At 68.4% G+C, this 17,369-nt stretch carries 15 protein-coding genes and 1 tRNA gene; 14 read left to right on the top strand and 2 right to left on the bottom strand.

Translation table 11 applies throughout. From position 1 onward, the window contains the following. Nucleotides 1-3 precede the first annotated feature (3 nt). The 4 genes from ACIGDI_RS13390 (at nucleotide 4) to ACIGDI_RS13375 (ending at nucleotide 4,413) form a co-directional block, all read left to right on the top strand. Nucleotides 4-432: a MaoC family dehydratase gene (locus ACIGDI_RS13390; RefSeq protein WP_399894851.1), complete on the top strand. Its 429-nt coding sequence runs from the start codon at nucleotides 4-6 to the stop codon at nucleotides 430-432. Between the two features lie 124 nt (nucleotides 433-556). Further along, nucleotides 557-1,126 carry a TetR/AcrR family transcriptional regulator gene (locus ACIGDI_RS13385; RefSeq protein ID WP_200703318.1) on the top strand — a complete coding sequence of 190 codons (570 nt, stop codon included), beginning with the start codon at nucleotides 557-559 and terminating at the stop codon, nucleotides 1,124-1,126. A gap of 123 nt (nucleotides 1,127-1,249) precedes the next feature. Further along, on the top strand, nucleotides 1,250-2,692 hold the full coding sequence (locus ACIGDI_RS13380; RefSeq protein WP_399894848.1) for a DHA2 family efflux MFS transporter permease subunit: 1,443 nt from the start codon (nucleotides 1,250-1,252) through the stop codon (nucleotides 2,690-2,692). Nucleotides 2,693-3,357: 665 nt separating this feature from the next. Then, nucleotides 3,358-4,413, top strand: a complete 1,056-nt coding sequence (locus ACIGDI_RS13375) for a UDP-N-acetylmuramate dehydrogenase (protein ID WP_399894844.1) — start codon at nucleotides 3,358-3,360, stop codon at nucleotides 4,411-4,413. Between the two features lie 10 nt (nucleotides 4,414-4,423). Here the strand turns inward: ACIGDI_RS13375 and ACIGDI_RS13370 are convergent, their stop codons facing one another. Further along, nucleotides 4,424-5,455 (bottom strand): adenosine deaminase, encoded by a 1,032-nt coding sequence (locus tag ACIGDI_RS13370; RefSeq protein ID WP_399894841.1) that lies wholly within the window; start codon nucleotides 5,453-5,455, stop codon nucleotides 4,424-4,426. Nucleotides 5,456-5,609: 154 nt separating this feature from the next. Then, nucleotides 5,610-6,836: a pyridoxal phosphate-dependent aminotransferase gene (locus ACIGDI_RS13365; protein WP_160159850.1), complete on the bottom strand. Its 1,227-nt coding sequence runs from the start codon at nucleotides 6,834-6,836 to the stop codon at nucleotides 5,610-5,612. A 284-nt stretch (nucleotides 6,837-7,120) separates the two neighbouring features. On the opposite strand from ACIGDI_RS13365, the gene ACIGDI_RS13360 reads away from it, so the two are divergent. The 10 genes from ACIGDI_RS13360 to rpoB all read left to right on the top strand — a co-directional run bounded on the left by ACIGDI_RS13360 (nucleotide 7,121) and on the right by rpoB (nucleotide 17,365). Continuing rightward, nucleotides 7,121-7,193: transfer RNA gene (locus tag ACIGDI_RS13360), tRNA-Trp, on the top strand. Nucleotides 7,194-7,298: 105 nt separating this feature from the next. Then, entirely contained in the window at nucleotides 7,299-7,586 is a 288-nt protein-coding gene (secE, locus tag ACIGDI_RS13355) for a preprotein translocase subunit SecE (RefSeq protein WP_200700855.1), read from the top strand. A gap of 80 nt (nucleotides 7,587-7,666) precedes the next feature. Continuing rightward, on the top strand, nucleotides 7,667-8,521 hold the full coding sequence (gene nusG / locus ACIGDI_RS13350; protein WP_399894836.1) for a transcription termination/antitermination protein NusG: 855 nt from the start codon (nucleotides 7,667-7,669) through the stop codon (nucleotides 8,519-8,521). Nucleotides 8,522-8,687: 166 nt separating this feature from the next. Next, on the top strand, nucleotides 8,688-9,122 hold the full coding sequence (gene rplK, locus ACIGDI_RS13345; RefSeq protein ID WP_055515278.1) for a 50S ribosomal protein L11: 435 nt from the start codon (nucleotides 8,688-8,690) through the stop codon (nucleotides 9,120-9,122). Between the two features lie 83 nt (nucleotides 9,123-9,205). After that, entirely contained in the window at nucleotides 9,206-9,931 is a 726-nt protein-coding gene (rplA, locus tag ACIGDI_RS13340) for a 50S ribosomal protein L1 (protein WP_058923778.1), read from the top strand. 190 nt (nucleotides 9,932-10,121) lie between these two features. Continuing rightward, nucleotides 10,122-11,060 carry a hypothetical protein gene (locus ACIGDI_RS13335; protein ID WP_399894832.1) on the top strand — a complete coding sequence of 313 codons (939 nt, stop codon included), beginning with the start codon at nucleotides 10,122-10,124 and terminating at the stop codon, nucleotides 11,058-11,060. Nucleotides 11,061-11,182: 122 nt separating this feature from the next. Beyond that, nucleotides 11,183-12,040, top strand: coding sequence for an LppX_LprAFG lipoprotein (locus ACIGDI_RS13330; RefSeq protein WP_399894829.1), 858 nt, complete (start codon nucleotides 11,183-11,185; stop codon nucleotides 12,038-12,040). 280 nt (nucleotides 12,041-12,320) lie between these two features. After that, nucleotides 12,321-12,851 (top strand): 50S ribosomal protein L10, encoded by a 531-nt coding sequence (gene rplJ / locus ACIGDI_RS13325; protein WP_142141931.1) that lies wholly within the window; start codon nucleotides 12,321-12,323, stop codon nucleotides 12,849-12,851. Nucleotides 12,852-13,007: 156 nt separating this feature from the next. Then, nucleotides 13,008-13,352, top strand: coding sequence for a 50S ribosomal protein L7/L12 (gene rplL / locus ACIGDI_RS13320; protein ID WP_399895286.1), 345 nt, complete (start codon nucleotides 13,008-13,010; stop codon nucleotides 13,350-13,352). 527 nt (nucleotides 13,353-13,879) lie between these two features. Further along, nucleotides 13,880-17,365 carry a DNA-directed RNA polymerase subunit beta gene (gene rpoB, locus ACIGDI_RS13315; protein ID WP_399894825.1) on the top strand — a complete coding sequence of 1,162 codons (3,486 nt, stop codon included), beginning with the start codon at nucleotides 13,880-13,882 and terminating at the stop codon, nucleotides 17,363-17,365. Nucleotides 17,366-17,369: the final 4 nt, after the last annotated feature.

Raw genomic sequence — 17,369 nt, 5'->3', positions numbered from 1 at the left:
GGGATGACGGCAAAGATCGCATACGACGACGTCGAGGTCGGCACCGAACTGCCCGCCCGGACCTTTCCGGTGACTCGCGCCACACTCGTCCAGTACGCGGGCGCCTCCGGGGACTTCAACCCCATCCACTGGAACGAGAAGTTCGCCAAGGAGGTGGGCCTCCCGGACGTCATCGCGCACGGCATGTTCACCATGGCCGAGGCGATCCGGGTGGTCACCGACTGGACCGGCGACCCGGGCGCGGTCGTCGAGTACGGCGTCCGCTTCACCAAGCCGGTCGTCGTCCCGAACGACGACAAGGGCGCGGTGATCGAGGTCAGCGCCAAGGTCGCCGCCAAGCTCGACGACAACACCGTCCGCGTGGACCTCACGGCGACCAGCGCCGGCCAGAAGGTGCTGGGCATGTCGAGGGCGGTCGTCCGCCTGGCGTGAGCCCGCGCGCGTGACGAGCGGTAAGGGGCCCTCTCCATGGCGGAGCGCCCCTTACCCCACCCTGCGCGAACCCACCCACACCCTCCCCTTGACCTAGTTAGTGATTGAGTACTAACTTACTCGCATGGTCAGGATGAGCGCAGAAGAGAGGCGCGAGAGCGTCATCCGCGCGGCGACGGCCGAGTTCGCCCGCGGCGGCTACTACGGCACGTCCACCGAGGCGATCGCCAAGCGCGTCGGTGTCTCGCAGCCGTATCTCTTCCGCCTCTTCCCGGGCAAGAAGGCGATCTTCCTCGCGGCGTCCCAGCGGTGCCTGGAGGACACGATCCGCACCTTCGAGGAGGCCGCCGAGGGCCTGGAGGGCGAAGAGGCCCTGCGTGCCATGGCGAACGCGTACACCAAGGTCATCGCAGAGGAGCCCGAGCGGCTGCTGATGCAGATGCAGATGTACGTGGCCGTAGCCGCCGCCGAACAGGCCGGCGAGCACGAGCTCGGCGAGCAGGTGCGGGCGGGCTGGATGCGTCTGTGGGACACGGTCCACCTGTCGCTGGGCGCCGACACCGACGAGACGACGACCTTCATGGCGTACGGGATGCTCATCAACTGCCTGGTGTCCATGGGCTTCCCGCCGGGGCACAGGATCTGGGAAGGGCTCTACCCCGAGGCGCGCCTGAGGGGCCGGCTGGAGAAGTAGAAGCAACAGGTGGACGGAAGGGCGAATGCCTGCCCGTCACGGCGGATTTCCATGCCCGCAAAAGTAAGTCATCAATAACTAACAAAACCGATGACCTTCATCTGATGACCCTCTGGGGGAGCGATGTCAGAGCAGACCGCACGTCGCGGGGGAACCGTCTGGGCCCTCGTCATCACCAGCGTCGCCGGATTCATGGCGGCCCTCGACAACCTCGTAGTCACCACCGCCCTGCCCTCCATCCGCAAGGACCTCGGGGGAGCCCTGGACGACCTGGAATGGACGGTCAGCGCCTACACCCTGACCTTCGCCGTCCTCCTCATGTTCGGCGCGGCACTCGGCGACCGCTTCGGCCGGCGCCGTCTCTTCCTCACCGGCCTCACGATATTCACCGGCGCCTCCGCCGCCGCGGCCGTGTCGACCGGCATCGACGCCCTCATCGCCGCACGCGCGGTGCAGGGTGTGGGAGCGGCGATCATGATGCCGCTGACCCTCACCCTCCTCACCGCGGCCGTCCCCGCCGCCAAGCGCGGGATGGCGTACGGCATCTGGGGTGCGGTCAACGGCCTGGCGGTGGCGTCCGGCCCGCTGATCGGCGGCAGCCTCACCGAGCACGTCTCCTGGCACTGGATCTTCTGGCTGAACGTGCCGCTGGGCATCGCCCTGCTGCCGCTCGCCCGCCTGCGCCTGGCGGAGTCGCACGGCACCGGAGCCCCTCTCGACATCCCCGGCACCCTCCTGGCCAGCGGTGGCCTCTTCGGGATCGTCTACGGCCTGGTCCGCGGCCCCGCCGACGGCTGGACGGCACCTTTCGTCCTCACCGGCCTGTTCGCGGGCACAGCGCTGCTGACCGCCTTCGTCCTCTACAGCCTGCGCGCCAAGAACCCCATGCTGCCGATGCGCCTGTTCCGCTCCCGGGCCTTCTCCGGCATCAACGCGGCGAGCCTGCTGATGTTCCTCGGGATGTTCGGCTCGATCTTCCTGCTCAGCCAGTTCATGCAGGGCGTCCTCGGCTACTCGCCCACCGAGGCGGGCCTGCGGATGCTCCCCTGGACCGGCATGCCGATGCTCGTCGCCCCGATCGCCGGCATCCTGTCCGACCGCATCGGAGGCCGCCCCGTGGTCGCCGCGGGCCTCTTCTTCCAGGCGGCGGGCCTCGGCTGGATGGCTTCCGTGGTCGACCCCGGCGTGTCCTACGCCGCCCAGCTCCCGGCCCTGATCATCAGTGGCATCGGCATGGGCCTGTACTTCGCTCCGGCGGCCAACCTGGTCATGTCCAGCGTCCGCGCCACGGAGCAGGGCATCGCCTCCGGTGCCAACAACGCGCTGCGCGAGGTGGGTGGCGCACTGGGCATCGCGATCATGTCGTCGATCTTCTCGTCCCAGGGCGGATACGAGAGCGCCCGGGCCTTCGTCGACGGTCTCCAGCCGGCGCTGGTCACCGGCGCGGCGGTGGTCGCGGTGGCGGGTGTCGCGGCCCTGCTGATCCCCAGGCACCGCGCGCCCCAGCCGACGACCCTGTCCCCGACAGAGGACCCCACCCCGACCCTCGACCCCATCGCAGGCTGACCCCAGCCCCCGGAAACGGCCCCGCTCTCAGAGGGGGCCGTTTCCCCGTACCCCGGCACCACACGCCCCGGGGGTGGGCTCCATCACCCCGCGCCGAGCGGCACCGCTGCGCCCACCCGTGCCGCCCAAGCGGCACGACTGCCCGCAGCTGGGCGGGTGGTTCCCGTACCCCGGCACCACCCCCCGGGGGTGGGCTCCATCACCCCGCGCCGAGCGGTACCGCTGCGCCCACCCGTGCCGCCCAAGCGGCACGACTGCCCGCAGCTGGGCGGGTGGTTCCCGTACCCCGGCACCACACGCCCCGGGGGTGGGCTTCACCACCGCCCAAGCGGCACGACTGCCCGCAGCTGGGCGCGTGCAGCCACCGGCCACGGCCGACCACAGGCGCCGATATGCCCGCTGCGACGGCCCGCAGCTGGGCGGGTCCGCAACCGAGTGGCCGTAAGGCATCCGCTCCCGGAGCGCGCAGGGGCGTACGGCGGGGAGGGGGTGCGGTGGGGGGTGTTCGCCCGCAGTGGCGGGCGTCCGGCGGGCAGGGTCTCTTGGCCGACAGCACCGCCCGTCCGAGGACGGACACCCCCCACCACACCCCCGCACCCACCACCGACCCCAGCCCGGCCCCCGCCCGCGCAACCGCCGAAGCCGGAGGCCCTACCCTTGAGCCCGTGCAGGAACGACACGACGCCCCCCTCGCCCCGCTGACCACCTTCCGCCTGGGCGGCCCAGCCTCCCGCCTGATCACCGCCACCACCGACGCGGAGGTCATCGCGGCGGTCCGCGAGGCCGACGACACCGGCACCCCGCTCCTGCTGATCGGCGGCGGCTCGAACCTGGTCATCGGCGACAAGGGCTTCCCCGGCACCGCCCTGGTCATCGCCACCAAGGGTTTCACCCTCGACGGCACCCGCCTCGAACTGGCCGCGGGCGAGGTCTGGACCGACGCCGTCGCCCGCACGGTCGAGGCCGGTCTCGCCGGCATCGAATGCCTGGCCGGCATCCCCGGCTCCGCCGGCGCGACCCCCATCCAGAACGTGGGCGCGTACGGCCAGGAGGTCTCCTCGACGATCACCGAGGTCGTCGCCTACGACCGCACGACCCGCGAGACGGTCACCCTCCCGAACGCCGACTGCGCCTTCTCCTACCGTCACAGCCGCTTCAAGGCCGACCCCGACCGCTACGTCGTCCTCCGCGTCCGCTACGACCTGGAGGACGCCAACGGCCTCTCCGGCCCCATCAAGTACGCCGAGACCGCCCGCGCCCTCGGCGTGGACCCCGGCGACCGCGTCCCCCTGCCCGCCGCCCGCGAGACGGTCCTCAAGCTCCGCTCGGGCAAGGGCATGGTCCTGGACCCCGAGGACCACGACACCTGGTCTGCGGGCTCCTTCTTCACCAACCCGATCCTCACGAACGCCGACTTCGCCGCGTTCCACGCCCGCGTGAAGGAACACCTCGGCCCCGACGCCGAACCCCCCGCCTACTCGGCGGGCGAGGGCCGCACCAAGACCTCGGCGGCCTGGCTGATCGACAAGGCGGGCTTCACCAAGGGCTACGGCACGGGCCCCGCCCGGATCTCCACCAAGCACACCCTCGCCCTCACCAACAGGGGCGAAGCCACCACGGAGGACCTCCTCGCCCTCGCCCGCGAGGTGGTCGCAGGCGTCCGCGACACCTTCGGCATCACGCTGGTCAACGAGCCGGTGACGGTCGGCGTGAGCCTTTAAATAACAACCCTCAAGAGGCCAGCCAGTCCTCGATCCCCGCCAGCAGCTTCTGCTTCACATCTTCCGGCGCCGCCGATCCCCGCACCGACTGCCGAGCCAACTCCGCCAACTCCTCGTCGCTGAAACCATGGTGGCGCCGGGCGATCTCGTACTGCGCGGCGAGCCGGGACCCGAACAGCAGCGGATCGTCGGCGCCCAGGGCCATCGGCACACCGGCGTCGTACAAGGTCCGCAGCGGGACGTCCTCGGGCTTCTCGTAGACACCCAGCGCGACGTTCGACGCCGGGCACACCTCGCACGTCACGCCCCTGTCCGCGAGCCGTTTCAGCAGCCGCGGATCCTCGGCGGCCCGCACCCCGTGCCCCAGCCGGTCGGCGTGCAGGTCGTCGAGACAGTCCCGTACCGACGACGGCCCGGTCAGCTCCCCGCCGTGCGGGGCCGACAGCAGGCCGCCCTCGCGGGCGATGTGGAAGGCGCGGTCGAAGTCGCGGGCCATGCCCCGCCGCTCGTCGTTCGACAACCCGAAGCCCACGACACCCCGCTCCGCGTACCGCACGGCGAGCCGGGCCAGCGTGCGGGCGTCCAGCGGATGCTTCATCCGGTTCGCGGCGACGAGCACGCGCATCCCGAGCCCCGTCTCCCTGGACGTGGTCTCGACCGCGTCGAGGATGATCTCCAGCGCCGGGATCAATCCGCCCAGCCGGGGCGCGTAGGAGGTGGGGTCGACCTGGATCTCCAGCCACCCCGACCCGTCCCGGACGTCCTCCTCGGCGGCCTCGCGCACCAGCCGCTGGATGTCCTCGGGCTCGCGCAGACACGACCGGGCGGCGTCGTACAGCCGCTGGAAGCGGAACCAGCCCCGCTCGTCCGTGGCCCGCAGCTTCGGCGGCTCCCCGCTGGTCAGCGCCTCGGTCAGGGCCTCGGGTAGCCGCACCCCGTGCTTGTCGGCCAGTTCCAGGACCGTCCCCGGCCGCATGGACCCGGTGAAGTGCAGGTGCAGATGGGCCTTCGGCAGGTCAGAGACATCACGTACACGCTCCATCCCAGGATCCTGCCGTACGTCACCGCCGTCCCGGTAGCGGAATCCACGTTAGTGGTCTTGCTCGCACGAAAAAGCGGACCCCCTCACGAGGGGGTCCGCTCAGCCGTTGCAGCGGGCGCGGGGCGCGCGGGGCGCGGGGCGCGGGGCGCGGACCTCAGTCCCGGGCCTCCGCCAGCAGCTTCTGGATCCGCGAGACGCCCTCGACGAGGTCCTCGTCCCCCAGGGCGTACGACAGCCGCAGATACCCCGGCGTGCCGAAGGCCTCACCCGGGACGACCGCGACCTCGGCCTCCTCCAGGATCAGCGCGGCGAGCTCGACGGTGTCCTGCGGCCGCTTGCCGCGGATCTCCTTGCCGAGCAGGGCCTTCACGGACGGGTAGGCGTAGAACGCGCCCTCGGGCTCGGGGCAGACGACGCCGTCGATCTCGTTGAGCATGCGCACGATGGTCTTGCGGCGCCGGTCGAAGGCCTCGCGCATCTTCGCTACGGCCTCCAGGTCACCGGAGACGGCGGCGAGCGCCGCCACCTGCGCGACGTTGGACACGTTCGACGTGGCGTGCGACTGCAGGTTGGTGGCCGCCTTGACGACGTCCTTCGGGCCGATGACCCAGCCGACCCGCCAGCCGGTCATGGCGTACGTCTTGGCGACACCGTTGACGACGATGCACTTGTCGCGCAGCTCGGGCAGCAGCGCCGGCAGGGACACGGAGACCGCGTCGCCGTAGACGAGGTGCTCGTAGATCTCGTCGGTCAGCACCCACAGGCCGTGCTCGACGGCCCAGCGGCCGATCGCCTCGGTCTCGGCCTCGGAGTACACCGCGCCGGTCGGGTTGGACGGCGAGACGAAGAGGACGACCTTCGTCTTCTCCGTACGGGCCGCCTCCAGCTGCTCCACGCTCACGCGGTAGCCGGTCGTCTCGTCGGCGACGACCTCGACGGGCACACCGCCCGCGAGACGGATCGACTCCGGGTACGTCGTCCAGTACGGCGCGGGGACGATGACCTCGTCGCCCGGGTCGAGGATCGCGGCGAAGGCCTCGTAGATGGCCTGCTTGCCGCCGTTGGTGACGAGGATCTGCGAGACGTCGGGCTCCCAGCCGGAGTCGCGCAGCGTCTTCGCGGCGATCGCGGACTTCAGCTCGGGCAGGCCGCCGGCCGGCGTGTACCGGTGGTACTTGGGGTTCTTGCAGGCCTCGACGGCCGCCTCGACGATGTAGTCCGGGGTCGGGAAGTCGGGCTCACCGGCGCCGAAGCCGATCACCGGACGCCCGGCTGCCTTGAGGGCCTTGGCCTTGGCGTCCACGGCGAGAGTGGCGGACTCGGAGATCGCGCCGACTCGGGCGGAGACCCGGCGCTCGGTGGGAGGGGTTGCAGGGCTCATGGAGCCCATCGTTCCAGACCGGAAACATGCCGGGCACGCGGGTTTCACAGACTGAACATCCAGGGGTCGGTCACTGAACACCCGTCCGGAATCGGGCCATGGCCTGGGTGATCTTCCACGGGTTTCGTGACGATCCTCCTCCGCCAAGCCCCCTACGCGGGCTTTCTGTTCGACGGAGGGCTCCGGAACACGTACACTCTCACCTCGTTGGCCTTCAGCAGCCGCGCCGCGGGCGGTGCACACCGAGCACCCGGTCGGATGCGGTACGTTGGGGGACGCAGCAAAGGGTCGTAGCTCAATTGGTAGAGCACCGGTCTCCAAAACCGGCGGTTGGGGGTTCAAGTCCCTCCGGCCCTGCTACACACACCTTCGCCAGGTGTGCGCATGTACGTACAGCAACGCACCGCCGTGCGGCTCAGACCGGGCGCGGCACGGCCACGACCCGGGAACAGGTGAGGACGAATGGCGGACGCCGTGGGCTCCATCGACACGCCTGATGCCCAGGACGAGGCGCAGGAGACGCAGAAGAAGGCCCGGAAGGGCGGCAAGCGGGCCAAGAAGGGTCCGCTCAAGAGGCTTGCCCTTTTCTACCGCCAGGTCATCGCCGAGCTCCGCAAGGTCGTCTGGCCGACGCGCAACCAGCTGACCTCGTACACCACCGTGGTGATCTTCTTCGTCGCCATCATGATCGCCCTGGTGACCGTGATTGACTATGGGCTCAACCACGCGGCCAAGTACGTCTTCGGCTGAGTCGAAAGCGAAGGGCGCCGTGGTTACCGGCGCCCCTTTCGCATGTTCCACCCCTATGTATCCAGGAAGAAGCAGCCACCGTGTCTGACACGAACCTGAACGACGACGCCATCGAGCCGGACGAGTCGGTGGACGACGAGCTCGACATCGTCGAGGGCGCGGACGACGACCTGGACGAGTTCGAGGCTGCGGACGCCGAGGCCGGCGAGGCCGCCGAGGAGGACGCCGTCCACGTCGTGGACGAGGACGCCGACACCGACGCCGACGACGCCGATGAAGAGGCCGTCGCCGAGGAGGAGACGGAGCCCGCGGAGCCCGTCGACCCGGTCGCCGCCCTGCGCGAGGAACTGCGCACCCTGCCCGGCGAGTGGTACGTCATCCACACCTACGCCGGCTACGAGAACCGCGTGAAGACCAACCTGGAGCAGCGCGCCGTCTCGCTGAACGTCGAGGACTACATCTTCCAGGCCGAGGTGCCGCAGGAAGAGGTCGTCCAGATCAAGAACGGCGACCGCAAGACGATCAAGCAGAACAAACTGCCGGGTTACGTCCTGGTCCGCATGGACCTGACGAACGAGTCCTGGGGCGTCGTCCGCAACACCCCGGGTGTCACCGGCTTCGTGGGCAACGCCTACGACCCGTACCCGCTGACGCTGGACGAGATCGTCAAGATGCTCGCCCCGGAGGCCGAGGAGAAGGCCGCCCGCGAGGCCGCCGAGGCCGAGGGCAAGCCGGCTCCGCAGCGCAAGGTCGAGGTCCAGGTGCTGGACTTCGAGGTGGGCGACTCGGTCACCGTCACCGACGGCCCGTTCGCCACGCTGCAGGCGACGATCAACGAGATCAACCCGGACTCGAAGAAGGTCAAGGGTCTGGTGGAGATCTTCGGCCGCGAGACCCCGGTCGAGCTGAGCTTCGACCAGATCCAGAAGAACTAGCTTCTTCCGGAAAGAGCTTCCGAGCAGGTCAGGCGGGCTGTCACAGTCTGTCTGACCTGCTCGGTTTTTGGCCGCGCATCTATACCCGTTATCGTTGTGCGGTATGCCTGCGTTCGGGTGGTCCCCGCGTGCAGGCAGGACCCGAACCGAAAGGACGCGGAGAGCTATGCCTCCCAAGAAGAAGAAGGTCACGGGGCTCATCAAGCTCCAGATCAACGCCGGTGCGGCGAACCCGGCTCCGCCGGTCGGCCCCGCGCTGGGCCAGCACGGCGTCAACATCATGGAGTTCTGCAAGGCGTACAACGCCGCGACCGAGTCGCAGCGTGGCTGGGTGATCCCGGTGGAGATCACGGTCTACGAGGACCGCTCCTTCACCTTCATCACCAAGACGCCGCCGGCCGCCAAGATGATCCTCAAGGCCGCGGGTGTCGAGAAGGGCTCCGGCGAGCCGCACAAGACCAAGGTCGCCAAGATCACCGAGGCGCAGGTCCGCGAGATCGCCCAGACCAAGCTTCCCGACCTGAACGCCAACGACCTGGACGCCGCGTCGAAGATCATCGCCGGCACCGCCCGTTCCATGGGCATCACGGTCGAGGGCTGAGCCCCACCTCCCCCGTACATCAAGCAGAAGTGGCAGGGCCTGCTCGGCCCGTACCACGACTCCTAAAAACCTCAGGAGAAGTAGTGAGCAAGCGCAGCAAGGCCCTTCGCGCTGCGGACGAGAAGATCGACCGGGAGAAGCTGTACGCCCCGCTCGAGGCCGTCCGTCTCGCCAAGGAGACCTCCACGACCAAGTTCGACGGCACCGTCGAGGTCGCCTTCCGTCTGGGTGTCGACCCGCGCAAGGCCGACCAGATGGTCCGTGGCACCGTGAACCTGCCGCACGGCACCGGCAAGACTGCCCGGGTCCTGGTCTTCGCGACCGGTGACCGTGCTGCGGCCGCGGAGGCCGCGGGCGCCGACATCGTCGGCTCCGACGAGCTGATCGACGAGGTCTCGAAGGGCCGCCTGGACTTCGACGCCGTCGTCGCCACCCCGGACCTCATGGGCAAGGTCGGCCGCCTCGGCCGCGTGCTCGGTCCCCGTGGTCTCATGCCGAACCCCAAGACCGGCACCGTGACCCCGGACGTGGCGAAGGCCGTGACCGACATCAAGGGCGGCAAGATCGAGTTCCGCGTCGACAAGCACTCGAACCTGCACTTCATCATCGGCAAGACGTCCTTCGAGGACGACAAGCTGGTGGAGAACTACGCCGCGGCGCTCGACGAGATCACCCGTCTCAAGCCGTCCGCCGCCAAGGGTCGTTACATCAAGAAGGCCGCCATCAGCACCACGATGGGCCCCGGCATCCCGGTCGACCCGAACCGCACCCGCAACCTCCTCGTCGAGGAGGACCCGGCCGCCGTCTGAGCCGAGCGCTCACCGCGGTAGCCGCGTCCGGGACGCGTAGATACGAGGGCGGGCCCCGCAACCTCCTGGTTGCGGGGCCCGTCTTTTCTGTGTCCGGATGTTCCGTGGAGCACTCCGTCCGGGCTTTCCGTACGGATGTCAGTGCGCTGCGTTAGCGTGCGGACACGGCAATCGCATAGGGGTGGGACGTATGAAGCGCACGACCATGCGCCGAGTGGCCGGTTCGATCGCGGTGGTGACCGCCCTGTCGGGGGCAGCCGCCTGCGGCGCGTCGGGCTCGGGCGGTTCGGGCAAGGGCTCGGGGACCTCCGGGGGGAACGCCACCCACGTCAGCCCGGTCGCGGCCCTGCGCAGCGCCGAGAAGTCCACCGACGGCGCCGACTCGGCGAGGGTCGAGTCCACGACCACCATGGGCTCCATGATGTCCATGAAGGCCGACGGCGTCCTCGGCTGGCACGACGGCCTGACCGGCAACCTCGTCATCACGTACACCGGCGGCACCATGGCCGCGACCATGCGCCAGCTGGGCACGACGTCCATGCAGGCCCGCTACCTGCCCGACGCCTACTACGCCCGCATGGGCGAGCAGTTCGCCAAGCAGGCGGGCGGCAAGCACTGGATCCGGTACGGCTACGAGGACCTCGCCCGACTGGGCGGCAGCTCCGGCGCCTATCTCAAGGACCAGATGCAGAACACGACCCCGAACCAGTCGGTGAAGCTCCTGCTGGCCTCGGGGGACGTCAAGAAGGTCGGCACCGAGCAGGTGCGCGGGGTGGACACCACGCACTACGCGGGCACGGTCGACGTCGCCGACCTGGCCCGCAAGAACTCCGACCTCAGCGCCGGGCAGCTCGCCGGCCTCAAGAAGCAGCTCACTCAGGCCGGCGTCGGCACCGAGACCGTGGACATCTGGCTCAACGACAAGAACCTGCTGGTCAAGGCGGTGGAAAAGGGCACGATGGCGTCCGGCGAGTACGCCCAGACCGCGTACTACAGCGACTACGGGGTGAAGGTCTCCGCCCCCAAGCCCCCCGCGAGCGACACCGAGGACTTCAAGGACCTGCTGAAGAAGCAGGGCCTGACCCCGGGCAGCGGCGACACCGCCACGGGGTCCGGCAGCAGTTCCTGAGCGCTTCGCGCCGGCATCCGAGGCCGCTGGGGCCAGTGGGAAATCAAGAGCCCTTTGCAGTCTCTTGGGGCTAGGATCGCCGACAGTCTGTGTATCAGCCATGCGTTCCGTGGGGGGAATCGATGGAGACTTCTGTACGTGGTTCAGTGCGCCGTGGGGCGACGGGGGCGGGGCTCGTGGCGCTGTTGCTCGCCGGAGGCGTCGTCGGCTGTCAGAAGGGCGACTCCGCGCAGTCGCCGGCGATGACGCCCGCGGCGGCCGTCGCCAAGGCCGCGAGGAACACCGAGGACATCACGTCCATGCACTACCGGATGGCCGGCAAGGTCCCGGAGGAGGGCCGGGTGACCGGCGAGGCGGCGATGAGCATGAAGCCGCTGGCCATGAGCATGAAGATGACGGCCCAGGACCAGCCCACCTCCGGTCCGGTCGAGATCCGCGTCGTCGGCAAGGCCATGTACGTCGGCGGGAACGCCGACATGGCCAAGGAGATGAACGGCAAGAGCTGGATCAAGTTCGACATGTCCGCGCTCGGCGCCGACAAGGAGCTGAACACCCAGCAGCTGGGCGCCGGCCAGGCCGACCAGAACCCGGCCGCCGACTCCACCTTCCTCACCGGCTCCAAGGACGTGAAGAAGGTCGGCACCGAGACCGTCGACGGCGTGAAGACCACCCACTACCGGGGCACGGTCACCGTCGACGCCATCAAGGCCTCCCTCAAGGACGAGAGCAGCACCGTCCGCGAGCAGCGGGAGAAGGCCCTCGACCAGTACACGAAGATGGGCGTGGACGCGCTCACCATGGACATGTGGATCGACGGCCAGGACCACACCAAGCAGTTCCGGATGCGCGGGGACGCCGACAAGGGTCCTCTCGACCTGACGATCACCTTCCTCGACTTCAACAAGCCGGTGAAGGTCACGGCCCCGCCGGCCAAGGACACCGCCGACCTCGCCGAGATGATGAAGGACCTCCAGGGCTGAGCCGTACGGGCGGATTTGCCTGACGGCGACCGGGTCCCGTACTCTCCTACAGAAGCCAAAGACCGCTGGTCGTTGCCGTGCGCTCGCAAGAGGGCCCGGTGGCCGAAGGATCCGCTGAACCGCGGACGACCCGCGCAGGTGACTGTGGAAGTGCTCCCGGTGCGCCCCTGTCCAAGGGGATGTCCGGTCGAGCTACGCCCCGTGCGCCTGCGCCGGGGCGTTTCGTTTTCCCCAGCCCCTTCCGAGCGGTCGTCATCACCCGGAAGGAGGCCGACGCTCTATGGCAAGGCCCGACAAGGCTGCCGCGGTAGCCGAGCTGACGGAGCAGTTCCGCAGCTCGAGCGCCGCCGTGCTGACCGAGTACCGGGGTCTCACCGTGGCGCAGCTCAAGACGCTGCGCCGCTCGCTCGGTGAGAACGCCCAGTACGCCGTGGTGAAGAACACGCTGACCAAGATTGCGGCCAACGAGGCCGGGATCACGACGCTCGACGACCTGTTCAACGGTCCGACGGCGGTCGCCTTCGTCACCGGTGACCCGGTGGAGTCGGCAAAGGGTCTTCGTGACTTCGCCAAGGACAACCCGAACCTCGTCATCAAGGGCGGTGTCCTTGACGGCAAGGCTCTGTCCGCCGACGAGATCAAGAAGCTTGCGGACCTCGAGTCCCGCGAGGTTCTGCTCTCCAAGCTGGCCGGTGCCATGAAGGGCAAGCAGTCCCAGGCTGCCTCCCTCTTCCAGGCGCTGCCGTCGAAGCTCGTCCGCACCGTGGACGCGCTTCGTGCCAAGCAGGACGAGCAGGGCGGTGCCGAGTAATTCGGCTCGCGCATTGATCCGCGCCGCCTGAGGCGTGGGTCGCAGCGGGCCGAACGTACGCCCGCCACACATGTACATCCCGGCACCAGCCGAATTAGTGGAAGGAAAGCCATCGTGGCTCTCACCCAGGACGAACTGCTCGCCGAGTTCGAGGGCATGACCCTCATCCAGCTCTCCGAGTTCGTGAAGGCGTTCGAGGAGAAGTTCGACGTCACCGCTGCCGCCGCCGCCCCGGTCGTCGTGGCCGGCGGTGCCGCTGGTGGCGCTGCCGCCGAGGCCGTCGAGGAGAAGGACGAGTTCGACGTCATCCTCACCGGCGCCGGCGAGAAGAAGATCCAGGTCATCAAGGTCGTGCGTGAGCTGACCTCCCTCGGCCTGAAGGAGGCCAAGGACCTGGTCGACGGCACCCCGAAGCCGGTTCTCGAGAAGGTCAACAAGGAGGCCGCGGACAAGGCCGCCGAGTCCCTCAAGGCCGCCGGTGCGTCCGTCGAGGTCAAGTAAGACCTCTCACAGTCCCCAGGGCTGTAACGCGTAAGCGCCGAGGAGCGATCATCCATCCGGGTGGTCGCTCTTCGGCGTTCCTGGGGGCGTGGCCACGGTTGCCTTGCGGCCTCGTACACGAGGGGTATGGTGATCTTCGTCGTGTCTCCCGGCGGCCCCGGTTCGGGCTACGGGGCCTTGACGAACCGCACGCAGCGCGCAATTCTCAGGACGCGTCGCCAGAACGGTCCGAATCCGAGGCATGGATCGGCGACGAAGAGGGCAGTATCAACGTGCGTTGAGGGCAGGCATGCCGAGGGCGTTGAGGACAACGAGGGTCTCAGAAAATCGGGGCTGGACATCAGTGCGCCAAGTGGCTACACTGACCCTTTGCGCTGCCTGTTAGCTGTCCCCTGCCCGTCACCAGGGGTCTGACCTCGCCTCGGCACTTACGACCGGATCATCCCTGACCTGGGATTTCTGTCGCTTGTGTGGGGTGGGGGGCCGGGGAGCGCGTAGTGAGTCCGAGCCCTCGGAAGGACCCCCTCTTGGCCGCCTCGCGCACTGCCTCGAACGCGAATATGAACAACGGCGCCAGCACCGCCCCGCTGCGCATCTCCTTTGCAAAGATCAAGGAGCCTCTCGAGGTTCCCAACCTGCTCGCGCTGCAGACCGAGAGCTTTGACTGGCTGCTCGGCAACACCGCTTGGCAGAGTCGGGTCGAGGAGGCTCTGGAGTCCGGTCAGGACGTCCCCACCAAGTCCGGTCTGGAGGAGATCTTCGAGGAGATCTCCCCGATCGAGGACTTCTCCGGGTCGATGTCGCTGACGTTCCGCGACCACCGCTTCGAGCCGCCGAAGAACAGCATCGACGAGTGCAAGGAGCGCGACTTCACGTACGCCGCCCCGCTCTTCGTGACGGCGGAGTTCACCAACAACGAGACCGGCGAGATCAAGTCCCAGACGGTCTTCATGGGCGACTTCCCGCTCATGACCAACAAGGGCACCTTCGTCATCAACGGCACCGAGCGTGTCGTGGTGTCGCAGCTGGTCCGCTCGCCCGGCGTCTACTTCGACTCCTCCATCGACAAGACGTCCGACAAGGACATCTTCTCGGCCAAGATCATCCCGTCCCGGGGTGCCTGGCTGGAGATGGAGATCGACAAGCGCGACATGGTCGGTGTCCGTATCGACCGCAAGCGCAAGCAGTCCGTCACCGTCCTCCTGAAGGCGCTCGGCTGGACGACCGAGCAGATCCTCGAGGAGTTCGGCGAGTACGAGTCGATGCGCGCCACCCTGGAGAAGGACCACACCCAGGGCCAGGACGACGCGCTGCTCGACATCTACCGCAAGCTGCGTCCGGGCGAGCCCCCCACGCGTGAGGCCGCGCAGACGCTGCTGGAGAACCTCTACTTCAACCCCAAGCGCTACGACCTCGCCAAGGTCGGCCGCTACAAGGTCAACAAGAAGCTGGGTGCGGACGCTCCGCTGGACGCGGGCATCCTGACCGTCGAGGACATCATCTCGACGATCAAGTACCTGGTGAAGCTGCACGCGGGCGAGACCGAGACGGTCGGCGACAGCGGCGGCTCGATCGTCGTCGAGACCGACGACATCGACCACTTCGGCAACCGTCGTCTGCGCAGCGTCGGCGAGCTCATCCAGAACCAGGTCCGCACGGGTCTGGCTCGTATGGAGCGCGTCGTGCGTGAGCGCATGACGACCCAGGACGTCGAGGCGATCACGCCGCAGACCCTGATCAACATCCGGCCGGTCGTCGCCTCCATCAAGGAGTTCTTCGGCACCAGCCAGCTGTCGCAGTTCATGGACCAGAACAACCCGCTGTCGGGTCTCACCCACAAGCGCCGTCTGTCGGCTCTTGGCCCGGGTGGTCTCTCCCGTGAGCGGGCGGGCTTCGAGGTCCGTGACGTGCACCCCTCGCACTACGGCCGCATGTGCCCGATCGAGACCCCTGAAGGCCCGAACATCGGTCTGATCGGCTCGCTCGCCTCCTACGGCCGCGTCAACGCGTTCGGCTTCGTCGAGACGCCGTACCGCAAGGTCGTCGACGGTCAGGTCACCGACGAGGTGGACTACCTGACGGCCGACGAAGAGGACCGCTTCGTCATCGCGCAGGCCAACGCCACGCTCTCCGACGACATGAGGTTCGCCGAGAACCGCGTCCTGGTCCGCCGGCGTGGCGGCGAGGTCGACTACGTCGCCGGTGACGACGTGGACTACATGGACGTCTCGCCGCGCCAGATGGTGTCGGTCGCGACCGCCATGATCCCGTTCCTCGAGCACGACGACGCCAACCGTGCCCTCATGGGCGCGAACATGATGCGTCAGGCCGTGCCGCTCATCAAGAGCGAGGCGCCGCTCGTCGGCACCGGCATGGAGTACCGCTCCGCGGTCGACGCCGGCGACGTCGTGAAGGCCGAGAAGCCGGGTGTGGTCCAGGAGGTCTCCGCGGACTACATCACCACCGCCAACGACGACGGCACGTACATCACCTACCGGCTGGCCAAGTTCGCCCGCTCCAACCAGGGCACCTCGGTCAACCAGAAGGTCATCGTCAACGAGGGCGACCGGATCATCGAGGGCCAGGTCCTCGCCGACGGTCCGGCCACCCAGAACGGCGAGATGGCGCTCGGCAAGAACCTGCTGGTCGCGTTCATGCCGTGGGAGGGTCACAACTACGAGGACGCGATCATCCTGTCGCAGCGCCTCGTGCAGGACGACGTCCTCTCCTCGATCCACATCGAGGAGCACGAGGTCGACGCCCGTGACACCAAGCTCGGCCCCGAGGAGATCACCCGGGACATCCCGAACGTCTCCGAGGAGGTCCTCGCCGACCTCGACGAGCGCGGCATCATCCGCATCGGCGCCGAGGTCATCGCCGGTGACATCCTCGTCGGCAAGGTCACGCCCAAGGGTGAGACCGAGCTGACGCCGGAGGAGCGTCTGCTGCGCGCGATCTTCGGTGAGAAGGCCCGTGAGGTCCGTGACACCTCGCTGAAGGTGCCGCACGGCGAGACCGGCAAGGTCATCGGCGTCCGCGTCTTCGACCGCGAGGAGGGCGACGAGCTTCCCCCCGGTGTGAACCAGCTGGTGCGCGTCTACGTCGCGCAGAAGCGGAAGATCACCGACGGTGACAAGCTCGCCGGCCGTCACGGCAACAAGGGCGTCATCTCCAAGATCCTGCCGATCGAGGACATGCCGTTCCTGGAGGACGGCACCCCGGTCGACATCATCCTGAACCCGCTGGGTGTGCCGTCCCGAATGAACCCGGGACAGGTCCTGGAGATCCACCTCGGCTGGCTCGCCAGCCGCGGCTGGGACGTCTCCGGGCTCGCGGAGGACTGGGCGCAGCGCCTCCAGGTCATCGGCGCCGACCAGGTCGACCCGGGCACGAACGTCGCGACCCCCGTCTTCGACGGTGCGCGCGAGGACGAGCTCGCGGGACTGCTGCAGCACACCATCCCGAACCGCGACGGCGAGCGCATGGTGCAGCCGACCGGTAAGGCGAGGCTGTTCGACGGCCGCTCCGGTGAGCCGTTCCCGGACCCGATCTCCATCGGCTACATGTACATCCTGAAGCTGCACCACCTGGTCGACGACAAGCTGCACGCCCGTTCGACCGGCCCGTACTCGATGATCACCCAGCAGCCGCTGGGTGGTAAGGCGCAGTTCGGTGGCCAGCGCTTCGGTGAGATGGAGGTGTGGGCCCTCGAGGCCTACGGCGCCGCGTACGCCCTCCAGGAGCTGCTGACCATCAAGTCCGACGACGTCACCGGCCGCGTGAAGGTCTACGAGGCCATCGTCAAGGGCGAGAACATCCCCGAGCCCGGCATCCCCGAGTCCTTCAAGGTGCTCATCAAGGAGATGCAGTCGCTCTGCCTGAACGTGGAGGTGCTGTCCAGCGACGGTATGTCCATCGAGATGCGTGACACCGACGAGGACGTCTTCCGCGCTGCGGAGGAGCTCGGCATCGACCTGTCCCGGCGCGAGCCGAGCAGCGTCGAAGAGGTCTGACGGG

Source organism: Streptomyces sp. NPDC085900 (assembly GCF_044540925.1).
GTDB classification, from domain to species: domain Bacteria; phylum Actinomycetota; class Actinomycetes; order Streptomycetales; family Streptomycetaceae; genus Streptomyces; species Streptomyces gilvifuscus.
The sequence above is the reverse complement of the archived record's forward strand: the minus strand, read 5'-3'. Positions and strand labels throughout refer to the sequence as shown.